A 12,502-nucleotide genomic window follows, 5' to 3' on the forward strand; every position below is an offset into this window, starting at 1 on the left:
TGCTTCATCGCGGTCCCAAGGTGGTGGTACTTGCCGCTGTACGTCAGGCGCGAGCCACCCAACCACGGAACGTGAAGGCCGCGTAGAAGAGAGAGACGTCGCCAAATCCGGCCTGGCGCAAAATGGCCTCGTCCTGCTCGGGGGTCAGGATTGGCACCTGCTCTTCGACGGTGCGTCGGCCTTTCTCGGCGTCGTCGCGAGCCACGCCACCGGCAACGCAGAACTCGACGTGTCGCCTTATCCATTGGTCGCGGCCGACTCGCGGAACGCTGTAGTGGGCAACGACTACTGGCGCCCCGGGCCGCAGCCGCCGATGAATCTCGGTCATGGTGCGCAGGCGCTCATTGTGGTCGAGGAAGTGCATAGTCAGAATGCTGATCGCCCCGTCGTAGAGCGTGTCGGGGGGAATGTCGTCGATGGTGCCCTCTATGAGGTGCACCCGATCGAGGTTCTCGCCGACCGTACGTCCAGCCAGAGCGAGCATTTCGCCTGACGGGTCGACGCCGTCGATTGTCCACTTGGGGTGGGCCTCGGCGAGCATTGCCGATTCCTTCCCGCCGCCCGCGCCCACCACCAAAACCCGGGCGACGTTTGGTGCATTTTCCCCCAGGAGCACCGACGCCATCTGATGCAGCGCGTCGTATCCGGGAACTCGCCGCGGCGGCTCCTCTGCGTACCGCGCGACGCGTTCGGCAACTGAGAACGGATCAGTAGAGGCTTCAGATGTCATTCACTCAGACTCGCGATGACACAGCACCCTGCCAAGTAGATTTGCTATTCAGGCAAGAAACCCCATCCTTGATGCCGCTCCCGGCCGTGAGATGGCCTTGGCCCTGCGCGGCTCGATCCGTAAACCGTGGCTGCGCAATGGCATACACGTCCACGAGTCCATGCCAGCCTAAGACGCATAACGGAGCCGGTACCAATTGGGCGCTGCCTTGCGTAGCGGTTTCGGCATTCCCTGGGTCGACGCCGGCTCGATGTCGGTGACCACCCACCCGGCGAAAACATCTTCGAGTTCATGCCGATCGGCGCCACGAGGAAAGGGCCGCGGTAAGGCGGCAGGCGAAAAAGCCAACATCAACAGGGTGGCGCCAGATGCCGCCAACGACGTGACGCCCTGCGCCATGCTCAGTCGCTGAGCGTGGTCGAGGCCGTGATAACACCCGACATCAAGGAAGAAGTCGTATCCAGCGCCGAGCTGGTCACGTCCGAGGCGCGTGACATCGGCCTTGACGATCGGCACTGACAGACCCAGCTCCTCGATGCGCCGTCGCGCGCGCGTAACAGCCTGCGGGATGAGTTCGACGCCGGTGACCGCCCAGCCCCTGATTGCCAGTTCGGCGGTGTATCTTCCTGAGCCACAGCCTAAATCGAGCGCCTTGCCCGGCCCTCCCCGCTCGGCCTCCTCTCGGTCGAACAACTCGGCAAGCTTGCCGCTCTCGGCTTCGCCTGCACGCTCCCACGGAGTGAAGCCCGTCGCGTATGCCAGTCGGTAGAACGTGCTCATCGCATCCTCCACAAATTCGTTCTAGTCTGACTAGACTTAATATGGAGCTACGATTACCGGCCGTGACCGAACCTGTCAATACGCGCCGCTACGACTCGTCCAAACGTCGAGCCGTTGCCGTCGAGCGCCGTCGGCGGATCGTGGACACGGCGGCACAACTGTTCCTGGCAAACGGCTACGCTCGCACCACGACGGCCGAAATTGCCCAGTCTTCAGGTGTCTCGAATGACCTCATCTTCCGACTCTTCGGCAGTAAGCGCGGGATCTTGAAGGAGGTCATGGACTACGTCATCGGCGGCGACGACGAAGACATCGCAGTTCTCGACCGCCCGGAACCCGAAGCGGTTCGTCAATGCAGTGACCAACGAGAACAGTTGCAGCTGTTCAGCATTGGCATCACCAAGCAGTTGGCACGGGTGGCGCCCTATAGCGCACTTGTCCAGGCAGCCGCGGCAGTCGAACCTGAAATCGAAGGGCTGTGGGCGGACTTGAATCTGCGTCAACGCCGGACCTCCATGACAACGGTGGCCGAATGGCTAGCCGACAACGGCCCGTTGAGGGACTCGAAGACAGTTGAAGACGCCGCTGCGATTCTGTGGACGTTGACCAGCAGCGACGTCTACCTCATGCTGACCAACGACTGGCAGTGGACTACCGCGCAGTATGAGCAGTGGCTGCTCCAGATGCTGCTTGCCGCTCTGGTGCCCGAACGATAGCGAGCGTCCCGGCAACCATCGGCGCGCACATGGCGACAGCGGTCAGCGATTGAGGTTGGCGACGAATTGCAACACCCGATAAGGGTTACCGGTGGCGGTGTGCCATTGGCTGACCAATATGACCGTCTGGTCGAGCGTGGAGCCGGGAACGATGTAACCACCGTAGTTTTGCGGCACGCTGTCCTGGGTCGCGATCGTCGTCATCGGGGTCCACGGCGCCGCCACCTGCGTCACGTCGTCGGCCACCCGGGCCTCGACGCAGAGGGTTGTTGCGTTAAATCCCGTCAACACCGCCTTGCCCTCGATCAGGCGCAGACTCACCTCGCCGAACAGGTCACTGTTGAGCGGAGTCGGGGCCTGGTCCCAGCCCCAATCCGGTCCGTCGCCGATCATGCCCCACGCGTGCCAGGTGTTGCGGTCGGTGAACGCGGTTGCCGGACAGCGATACAGCCAGAGTTGGTGATCGCGGGCGAACCCGTCGGCGATGATGTAGACCCAGTTGCCGTCCTGGTAACCGCTGATCTGGGTTTGGTTGCCGCTCTGCCAGTCTGCGGCCCGCCAGGAGCCAGGGACGCTGGCCCAGCACCCCTGCGTGGCGTTGATGCGCACGAGGCGCGTATCGGAGGGAATGAGGTTCGCCGTCCGGGTCACCAGCGCGTAGTCGATCCCGAACACCTGCACGGTGCCGGCCGGCAGCTGGCTGCCGCCGACGACATGCGGCCAGGTTTCGGCGTACAGGGTGTTGCTCTTGCCGAACGCGAAGTCGAATTCGATGTTGGCGCTGTTGAGGCTGCCGGGCCGCACATGCAGGCCCATCGATCGACTCCACTCCCCGATACCCACGCCCTGACCGGCAAACGTGTCACCGGCAAGGGCGACCTGACCGCTCGGTGCGATCTCGCAGAGGTCGGTACCGCCCGCGCCGATCACGCCGGTCGGCGTGCCGGTCCCGGCGATCGGCCCGAGATTGATGACTTGCCCGGGAGCTGGCTGCGGCAGGTCGGAACCCATCGCCTCGACAGCCGCGGCGACCATCTGCTTGAATCGTGGCGGCAGAACTCCGGACTTCGGTGCCGGCACAGCGGGTTTCACTGGTTTCGGTCGCGCCGTCTTCACTGCTTTCTTCGCGGGGCTGCGCCCACCTCGCGCGCCGGCCTTCTCGGTCTGCTTGGCCGCCATGGTGCCCCCTCGCCGCGTGTCAGCGGATCCTGCACCGCCGCCTATGACATATGTTGCCACCGGCCCAGCGCGACTTCATGCGTAGTGCAGTACTCCACCACGGACGCGGGGCACTGGGCGTTGTGCCGTTGGGCCACAGCGGTTTTGGAAGAATTCGCGGATCAGCTCGCACGCCACTTGATCGCCCCGTACCCCGCAGGTGATCGGGTCACCTCCCAGCAGCGTGGCACCGGGCCCCAGCACCACCTTTTCGCCCGCGCCCAAGGGATTTCCGTTCAGTTTGTCCGCACTTCTCGGTTCGCCATGGCCGAAACGCGCTCCGTCGCTGCCGGCGTGGACCCGCTATGTGAGCGCCGTCAGATCGTTGTCGACCCACCCCGGACCGGCGGTGAAGAAGAGCTCATGAACGTGATGTCCGGCGCCGATGAAGAACACATGCTTGCTGTCGTTGCCCAGCGGGTAGCCGGTCAGGCCAGTGGCGGGGATGGGTGGCACCGCGCCGGCGAGGGTGGTCAGGTCGTGGTCCGCCCAACTCCCGCCGGAGTCGATGTCGAGCTCGTGCACGTGACTGTCGGCGCCGATGAAGAACACATGCTGACTGCCATTGCCGAGCGGGAACCCGGTCAGGGCGGTGCCCGGCGTAGATATCACGGCGCCGGCCATCGCGGTCAGGTCATTGTCCGCCCAGCTCGCGCCGGCACCGGAGCCGATGAAGAGCTCGTGCACATGACTGTCGGTCCCGATGAAGAACACATGCTGACTGTCGTCACCGAGCCGGTAGCTGGTCAGCGCCGTGGCCGGATTGGGTGACATCGCACCGGCCAGAGCGGTCAGGTCATTGTCCGCCCAGCTCGCGCCGGCACCGGAGCCGATGAAGAGCTCGTGCACATGGCCGTCGGTCCCGATGAAGAACACATGCTGACTGTCGTCACCGAGCCGGTGGCTGGTCAGCGTCGTGGTCAGACGGGGTGTCGCTCCGCCGGCCAGAGCGGTCAGGTCGTTGTCCGCCCATCGCCCACTGGAGCCTATGAAGAGTTCGTGCACATGGCCGTCGGTGCCAACAAGGAACACGTGCTTGCTGTCGTCACCGAGTGCGTGGCCGGTCAGTTCGCTGGTGGCGACAGGCGCCACGGCGCGCGCTAGTGCGGTTACGTCGTTGTAGACCCAGCCTTCGGCGGCGGTGAAGTAATACTCATAGACGTCGCCGTCGGTGCCGATGAAGAACACGTGCTTGCTGTCGTCGCTGAGCCGGAAGCCAGCCAGGGCTGTGGTCGGGCTAGGAGGCACCGCGCTGGCCAAGGTGGTCAGATCGTGGTCCGCCCACACGGAGCCAGCCGCGATATCGAGCTCGTGCAGGAACTTGTCGGTGCCGGTGAAGAAGACATGTTGACTGTCATTGCTGAGCCGGAAGCCTTCGAGGGCGGTGCCCGCCACCGGCAGGGGCGGCCAGCCGGTACCGCTGACACCGACGACGGCCGGGCTGCTCGGATCATTGCTGAAGATCGTCAGTGTCGCAGCCGCGGCTCCTCGGTTTGTCGGCTGAAAGCGGATCGGGACCTCGACGGAGCCACCGCCCTCGACCGCCAGCGGCAAGCTGGCTACCTGTGGTGGGACAAAGGTCGGCGCGGACGAGACAATGCCGGTGATCGTCAGCTGACATGACCCTTGGTTGTTGATGACGAGGTCCCGGTCGGTGAACTTGCCTAGGCGAACCTCACCGAAATCTCCAGCGCCAGGGACCATCAGCGTCAACCTCGGCGCCGGCGCTGTGCCCGACACGACCACGGTTTTGGGCCCGGTCGGGTCGTTGCTCAGAACCGAGATCGTCGACGACTTCGACCCGATGGTTGTTGGCTGGAAGCGAATCGGCAACTCGATGGAATCGCCGGCGGCAACGACGAGAGGATAAGAAAAAACCCCGGGGGGAACGAAGTCTGGCGACGACGAGCTGATTGCCAGGATCTGCAAATCGCACGGCCCGCGATTGTTCAGTACGAGGTCGCGGTCCACGAATGAGCCCAAGCAGACTTTCCCGAATTGCCCGGCATCGGGGAAAGCGAGCTCAAGAGCAGGCGCGCTACCGATACCGGTGGCGTCCACATCGAGATTCGGCGTAACGGGGTCGTTGCTGGTGATCCGGATCGTCGCCGTCTCAAAAGCCGACGTTGTCGGCGTGAACTCGATTGTGAAATCGACCTCGTCGCCCGACTCGATCGTCAACGGCGTCGCGGGATTCGGCAAGACCGTGAAATCAGCAGACCCAGCGATGTTCGATACCGTATCGACGATCAGGTCGGCGTTGCCAACGTTGAATACCGTCAGCGTCCGATAGGCCCGGCCGCCGGCGCATACCGTAGCGAAGTCGAGATCGTCCTCAAGAGCAACCGCGATCTGTGGCAGTTGCGCTGCAACGGTGACGGTGACCGGATCGGACGGAATGCCGTTGGCGATCACGCGCAACTCATAACTACCGGTGGGCAACGACGCCGGAATGTCAATCAGCGTGCTATGGACGGCGGGGCCGGTGGCTATTCCGAGCGTCGAGAAGTCAAAGCTGCGTACGTAGTGGACGGAGGCGCCCATGGTCAGCTGGACTATCGGGAAGTTGGTGGCCATCTGGGCGTCATCACCGTACGCACACGCTTGGGAGAGGCCGTTGAGCTGCGTCCCATAAAGCTTGTAATGGTGCCCGACCGCCATCGACGTCGGACAGGACGTGATCGTCGGCCGCCAGCTGGGGTCGGGCGCGACCAGCGCCGCATCGGGAGTCAGTATGCTCAGCTTCCCCGCCTCTTCGGAGCTGAACAGGACCTGTCCCGTCGGCAGCAACAAAAACCGTGTCTGCCACGTGTCGGTGGTGTTGTTGGTGGGTTGCTTGTCCAGCGCTACCGGCGTCGCGTTGGTCGCGGGGTCGTAGACATACACGATCGAGGGGTTCGACCAGAATTGGGTCGCGTTCTTCTCAGCCACCGTGTTCCCGGCGACCAGCAGAACCTTGCCGCCCGGCAGCAGAACGCACGGTGCGTCGATCGCCGTCTGGATGTTGCCGTTGGGGCTGTTGAAGTTGTTGCCGCTGGTGTCGGGCGGGAGGTCCGGTCCGGCGGCCCACGACCCGGGTTGGGCAGGACTCCCCGGGGGTATGTACAGCGCGGTGTGCCCCGTCGCACCGATCGCGAACAGGCGCCCGTTGGGCAACACGACCGCAGGACCGATCTCGCTGATGTTGACACTGACCGGCGGGGTGGCGTTGTTCTGGAGACTCATGAGCGCTAGCTGCTGCGTGAGTGTGGCCGGAGACGAGTCCGCCGGAACCCATGTGTCACTGCCGGGATCGTATTTCTGGGTCCGGGGTGGGGACGAGATGTCGACCGTCAGCACGGTGCCGTCCGGCAACAGCGTCCACGTCTCCTCGTCGCTGCCTTCGTCTTTATTCGTCGCAGCGGTGCCGAATGCGGTTCCCGCTATCGTCCACGTGTCGAGCACGGGATCCCAGATCGCCGATACGTTGCTGCTGAGCCCGCCGCACAGAACGCGCCCGTCGGCCAGGATGCAGGCGGACACGTCGCCATTGATCGCGTCGAAGGCGGGGCTCGGCTTGTTCATGGACGACCACGTGTTGGTCAACGGATCGAAGATCTCGGCCAGCGGGGTGTCGTTGCCCGCGTCGGAGTATTCCCCGCCGATCGCGAACACGCGACCGTCCCTTAGCACCCCGGAGGCGAAAAATTGCCTGGTGTTGGCCATCGTGAAGGGGCCGCCCCACGCGCCGGTGTCGTACTGACCCGCGCCGTCGGGCGTCAGCCGCCACCACTCAGCACCACTGGTGTTGTGAACAAGCACCGATCCGTCGGACAGCAGCAGCATCGTGTCAGGGGTCAGCCCCGCTGGCAACCCACTGATGAGCTTCCACTTATTCGCCATGGTCAACTCCTTTCTCATTCCTGGTCTGTGGTTGCGAGGGGGTCACCGATCGACGGTGAGCTCACATCTGCATCGGTGTGCCGTCGTCCATGGGCACCACGGTCACGACGATCGGCCGCATCATCTGGGTGTCCTCGTGCTCGAGGACGTGGCAGTGGTAGACGTAGCGGCCTGGGACGTCGAACCTGATGGCCAGCACCACGTTGCCCGGATCGACCCGGATGGTGTCTTTCCAACCGGTGATTTCCGCAGTGTCGTAGCTGCGACCCGGGTCCGGCAGGGGCAGCAGCGGAGCGGTGGCGGTCCGGGATGCCGGGTCGTAAATGTTGTTGCCCATGGCGTCGGCATATGCGATCTGACCTGCCGCGGACCCCAGCGGCTGGAACTGTGACTGGTGGATGTGCAGCGGGTGAGTGTCACCTGTGGTGTTGATGAACCGGAAGACCTGCCACTGACCGAGTTGGGGTCGTATGCCGACGTGGTCGTCAAACGCAACCCGTGTCTCCGAAGATGTCTGGTCCCCGACCATCCATCCGTCGACGCGGTACTTCTTGGTTTCGGTGTCAGTGGGCAGCCGTAGGGCGATGTCGCCGTCGGCATCCTCGACAAGCTCCTGGACGTAGAGGTGCCCCGGCGGATCGGTTTCGGCCAACAGGATCAGGTGGTGCTCGTGTCCCTCGATTGAAATCTCGGGCGCGGCGTCATGGGCCGGGTGCGGGGTCAGACCATGCACCGTGCGCCGGTATGCGGCGTTGAGCTCGACGCCGTCGAACGCGCTGGCAGGCTGATCCATGCCGCGCAACTCGGCATCCGGATCGACGTCGAGGCGCAGCACCCACGGAAACGGATTGCGGCCAGGACGATCGCCCTTGTGCCACAGCCTGTTCAGCTGCGCAGGCGTCGGGACCTTTCCGCCCCCGAACGGTGCCTCCGCGGAGTTGATCAAATACACCTGTGTACCCGGGGCGAAACCGGACAGGTCGACCAGCACATCGAGCCGCTCGGCCGGAGCCAACGTCAGTGCCGACCTCGGGGCGACCGGGGCCGCTTTCCACAGCAGTCCGCCGTCGGAGCCGATGATCCGCAGTACATCGTGGTGCACTCTGACCTCTGGCGGTTGGTCCCCGGTCGACGAACGATCGACAGTCACCAAGTGCAGCCGGTAGGCACGGGCGTTGGACCCGTTGAGCAGTCGCAGCCGGTAGGTAGCCGGCCGGAGCGAAAGCTGTGGCCACAGCTTTCCATTCACCAAGGTAAGCGGCCCGAAAAACTCGCCGGTATCCGGAGTGGTCTTGTGCAGGAACCTAATCTGCCCGTCCACGGCGTCGATGTTGCGGTCCTGGATTATCGCCACGACCTCGCCTTCTTCGGGAGTGGTTGGCAGACCCAGGTCGCGTTCGGCCTGATCGCGCAGGATGTAGCCGCCGGCCAGACCCGAATACACGTGGTAGCGGGTTCCGTTCATCGCGTGGTCGTGATACCAAAGCAGCGCTCCGACCTTGCCCAGCGCGATGTCGACATTGTCGTAGGTGTTGGCATAGAACGAAACCTGTTGGCCGCCAGCGGGTATCATGTTCTCCGGCCAGCCGTCAGCATCAGAGGCCGAATGACCGCCGTGAAGATGCGTGCTGGTCCAACCCAATGGCGCCAACGGCATCTTCTCGGGCACACCTCCCTCACTGCCGAGGTAATTCTGAACCGAGTCGTTGTCCCCGTCGGGATCATCGACGACGGCCGTGCTGAACGGCAGGGTTGGTACCGGCCGGTTCGGATCGCGCTGGTACAGACTGGCGTCCAGACGATTCCGCCACGTCACGGTGGTGGCATTGCCGGCAGCGGCTTCCAGAAGTGGCCCGGGAGATGTCACCCCGCCCGGCACGCCGTAGCCCCACGCCGCGATTTCGGGCAGGTCCGGATGGATCAGCGCGGTCGTCGCCGCGATGTCGATCGTGATCGCGTCGCTCATCTTGACGGGCTGTAGCACTGCCAACGGGGTGACGAAGGGCCGCAACGGCGTTCCCGGATCCCATGGGTTGTCCGGAGGATCGATCTGATTGGAAAGCTTGGTTGCGTGCATCGGATGCCCATCCTTTTGTTCGTGCATCGCCCGGGTTATAGGACAGCTGTCCTGGCACAGTCCCCTCAGCAGCGCGAGCCATTCGTTGGCTGTGCATCGTCGTGACCGGTCGTGCTCAGGTGCCGGCCACTACGCGATAAGGGCAACTCTGACACCAGCGGACGTCGAGGCCACGCGTAGTTCACTACTCGAATTGCGGCCTGGGTTGTCAGCAGTCACTCACAGCAACTACACAATCAATGAACAGATTTGAGTTCGCGGCTGAAAAGGATCAGTCACCATATCGGTCGGTTGACGGGCACGAGCTGCGAAAGCCTTTGCGGTGCCAGCAGATCATCATTTCACTTGCAAAGGTATTTGATTGCGAAGGGCACGAAATCGCCGGGCAGGTTTTCCACGTCTCGAAAGACTTCAGCAACAACAGCAAGCCGCCGCATGTAGGTTTCACGCTGGGCTGCATCTAGTCACGTCTTTGACCTGCGACTATTCGATTCGTCTCACGCTGGCTGCACCGGAGTTTGTCTCACGCAACGCTGCATTCCCCATCACCAGCCCCACCAACAGGCCGAAATGACCAGGCCTTTGCGGTCCTCGCGTCTGAGAAGCAATCGATCGTAAAAAGATGAAATCGATTGTGAGACACAACAACACATCTGTAGATTCTCACGGGCACTGGCCATTAATCACAGCTCCGTCCTTGAGGATTCGTCGTTTGTCTCACCGCGTGACCACTCAATTAGTCTCGGGGTATTGACCACAGCGAGGCCGTTGGTTCGACGTGGTGGTGGCACCGGTTGAATTGTGGTGTCTACTGCCCGGATTCTCCGCTGATTCCCTGAGCCGACACTCGGGCTGGAGAACAACTCTACCAAGAACACTGCTCCGACCATTCTGCCGTGGCCGGACATGGGCCGTGTCAGTGTGAGCTGGCGATTGATATGGGCGGACAGGGACATTGGTGGTCCGGTCACGCTTGATGTGGTGGGAGACGGTGATGCCTCGACGACGGCCGCGCCGAGCCCTCGCGATGGTCGAACAGCTCGGTGTCCACCCGGCCTGGCTCGACGACGGACACACGCAGGTGACGTTGCGCGTACTCCTGCCGCAGTGCCTCGGTGAACGCGGTCACGCCGAACTTCGTCGCGTTGTAGCCCGCGGTGGTCGCGGCAGCGAAACTGCCGGCCACAGAAGAGATGTTAGGGCAGCGGAACCATACGCTCGCACCTGCAAGTGCCCTCAAGCACTGTCTAACTTCACGGCGTCAGAACGGGGGTTTTGCGCGTTCATTTTGCCAGTGGTTGAACGCCGCCACCGATGCCACCCTCACACGGTGCTGGCACCCGACGGTCTCCGCAATAGCCGTGCTCACGATCCTGCGGCTCGCGTCGCGGTTGAGGTACTCGGTACCCGCCTCCGTCGGGTCCCCAAGGACCACAACATCTTTCGTGACTGACATTGGCCTCCGTGCCGTCAGTGCGCCCAACTGCTCGTCGCGCAAGTTCACTCGTTCGGCGATCTCGGACCACAGATCGAACACCGGTCCGCCGTAGCGGGAAGGGGGTATCTCGTCGGATCCGAGCAGGTCGCTGGATGTATGACCACCTGTGTCGGGCCCGAACGCCACGGCGCTGATGCGTTGCATGCGGGCTCGATGGGCCGCCCACTCCCATGGCGTTGCGTCCTCGGATGTCTCCAGGAAATGGCCGTGTCGAGCGACACTAGCTGCTTCGGTCTCTGCGGTGTGCAATTGGATGATTGAGGACACTGTGGTCCCGTTCGAGTTGGGAAGGTGCTGTTCGCACCAGTCTTCTAGTTCGTCACACGTTCCGTCGGGGTCGGACGCACCGTCGGGAAGATTTGTATCGATCCGTGGGGCAGCGTATTCAGGATCTGCGCAGTCATCAACAACGCACCACGGGCGTTCGACCGTTTTGCGCCATGCGCGTATGGCAGGACCGAGTTCGGCATTTTCCAGTGGGTGCGTGCCGAGGTTCAAAGAATCGCCGTCGGCCTCAAATTCGAGCACGGCCGCCATGTCGTTCAAATAGCGGACGTGGTCCTCCAAGTCTTGCACTCGGTAGAAGACGTCGTCGGCGTTCCTGGGGTCAAGAAGCTTCACAACGTCATCGAAAAGCGCCAATGCGCCTTTCATCAGCGCGAGTCGCGCCAGACTCGCAAGGGTGTACCTGGTATCGGCTGGCCCAGGTGGAATATGCACTTGCTCTGAAGATGTGATGCCCATGCAACGCAGCCTTCCACCAGGCACCGACATCACGACCTTCTCACGCAATCACACGGTCCCGCTTTGCACACGGTCACATGAGCCGTTGGCGCCGTCGACGCGTCACGCGACGCATGCCCGCTGCTGCGGCTCGACCGCGGCGCTTGGCAACTCAATCAGCCGAGCACCGCGAACTACCCGGGCGTGTCAGCCTGGCAGAGCGCTGCCGCGAAACCTCGCCGGGCGTGCGCAGCACCTTCCTCAATGGCTCCGATCGACGAGGTCGCGAGCGTGCCAACCGGGCAGCGGTGCCCCTATTGTTGATCGATCGACTTCGCCGGAGGAAGGAGCCGCCGACGGTCAACACAGGCAAGACCCCACCAACTGACCCGCTCACGCCTCGCGAGCGCCGTGCCATGTGGGTTGTGAGCGGCATTTTCGTCGTTGTGATTGCAGCGGGCGCGATGGTATGGGCCATCGCGAGCCACTCGTCGAGCCCTGTTCGATCCGGCGAGAGTTGCGTAACCGTCACGATGGCAAGTTCGATGGGCGGCGGGGTCGAGCACGCGTGCGGGGAGGCAGCGCGCGACTGGTGTCGCGCCGCCTCCGTCCAGCATGACGTCCACGCGCAAGCAGTCCAGGCTCAGTGCCGAGTCGCGGGGATTCTGCCCAAGGCGACAACGCCGGCCAGTTAGTGTGGCTCGCGCTACCGTCAATGACCCAGATGTTGCTGCGGTCACCGGCTTTCACCGCACGGCCTCTGCCGACCCAGTCGGTCCGAACGACCTGAACTTCACCGCCCCGGGCGCCGGCGACCGCGCAGACCGCAGTCGCGGCCAGCGCTACCAGGACTGCGAACACGATCACGCACGCTTCGA

General features: G+C 63.3%; 8 protein-coding genes. 1 reads left to right on the plus strand and 7 read right to left on the minus strand.

All coding sequences use genetic code 11. The features are described from left to right. Positions 1-43: 43 nt before the first annotated feature. On the minus strand, positions 44-730 hold the full coding sequence (locus A5784_RS15990; protein WP_064945894.1) for a class I SAM-dependent methyltransferase: 687 nt from the start codon (positions 728-730) through the stop codon (positions 44-46). A 168-nt stretch (positions 731-898) separates the two neighbouring features. Continuing rightward, positions 899-1,510 (minus strand): class I SAM-dependent methyltransferase, encoded by a 612-nt coding sequence (locus tag A5784_RS15995; RefSeq protein ID WP_064945926.1) that lies wholly within the window; start codon positions 1,508-1,510, stop codon positions 899-901. Positions 1,511-1,572: 62 nt separating this feature from the next. Here A5784_RS15995 and A5784_RS16000 point away from each other — a divergent pair, with 62 nt between their 5' ends. Further along, positions 1,573-2,226 (plus strand): TetR/AcrR family transcriptional regulator, encoded by a 654-nt coding sequence (locus tag A5784_RS16000; RefSeq protein WP_064945895.1) that lies wholly within the window; start codon positions 1,573-1,575, stop codon positions 2,224-2,226. 42 nt (positions 2,227-2,268) lie between these two features. Here A5784_RS16000 and A5784_RS16005 read toward each other — a convergent pair whose 3' ends face one another. The 5 genes from A5784_RS16005 to A5784_RS16030 form a co-directional block, all read right to left on the minus strand. Then, the gene (locus A5784_RS16005) at positions 2,269-3,405 is read right to left on the minus strand and encodes a DUF4185 domain-containing protein (protein ID WP_082944875.1); all 1,137 of its coding nucleotides are present in this window, start codon (positions 3,403-3,405) and stop codon (positions 2,269-2,271) included. A 342-nt stretch (positions 3,406-3,747) separates the two neighbouring features. Further along, complete coding sequence (locus tag A5784_RS16010; RefSeq protein ID WP_197514769.1) at positions 3,748-7,326, minus strand: choice-of-anchor D domain-containing protein; 3,579 nt, start codon at positions 7,324-7,326, stop codon at positions 3,748-3,750. A 61-nt stretch (positions 7,327-7,387) separates the two neighbouring features. Then, the gene (locus tag A5784_RS16015) at positions 7,388-9,403 is read right to left on the minus strand and encodes a multicopper oxidase family protein (RefSeq protein ID WP_064945897.1); all 2,016 of its coding nucleotides are present in this window, start codon (positions 9,401-9,403) and stop codon (positions 7,388-7,390) included. A gap of 967 nt (positions 9,404-10,370) precedes the next feature. Then, on the minus strand, positions 10,371-10,589 hold the full coding sequence (locus A5784_RS16025; protein ID WP_064945899.1) for an SDR family NAD(P)-dependent oxidoreductase: 219 nt from the start codon (positions 10,587-10,589) through the stop codon (positions 10,371-10,373). A 75-nt stretch (positions 10,590-10,664) separates the two neighbouring features. Further along, positions 10,665-11,645, minus strand: a complete 981-nt coding sequence (locus tag A5784_RS16030) for a hypothetical protein (protein WP_156750596.1) — start codon at positions 11,643-11,645, stop codon at positions 10,665-10,667. Between the last annotated feature and the right edge of the window lie 857 nt (positions 11,646-12,502).

Source organism: Mycobacterium sp. 852013-50091_SCH5140682 (genome assembly GCF_001665685.1).
Taxonomy (GTDB): domain Bacteria; phylum Actinomycetota; class Actinomycetes; order Mycobacteriales; family Mycobacteriaceae; genus Mycobacterium.

Bases quoted from the DNA above. Each gene is read 5' to 3' on its own strand.
- A5784_RS15990 (WP_064945894.1), bottom strand. From the start codon at position 730: ATGACATCTGAAGCCTCTACTGATCCGTTCTCAGTTGCCGAACGCGTC.
- A5784_RS15995 (WP_064945926.1), bottom strand. From the start codon at position 1,510: ATGAGCACGTTCTACCGACTGGCATACGCGACGGGCTTCACTCCGTGG.
- A5784_RS16005 (WP_082944875.1), bottom strand. From the start codon at position 3,405: ATGGCGGCCAAGCAGACCGAGAAGGCCGGCGCGCGAGGTGGGCGCAGC.
- A5784_RS16030 (WP_156750596.1), bottom strand. From the start codon at position 11,645: ATGGGCATCACATCTTCAGAGCAAGTGCATATTCCACCTGGGCCAGCC.
- A5784_RS16010 (WP_197514769.1), bottom strand. From the start codon at position 7,326: ATGGCGAATAAGTGGAAGCTCATCAGTGGGTTGCCAGCGGGGCTGACC.
- A5784_RS16015 (WP_064945897.1), bottom strand. From the start codon at position 9,403: ATGCACGCAACCAAGCTTTCCAATCAGATCGATCCTCCGGACAACCCA.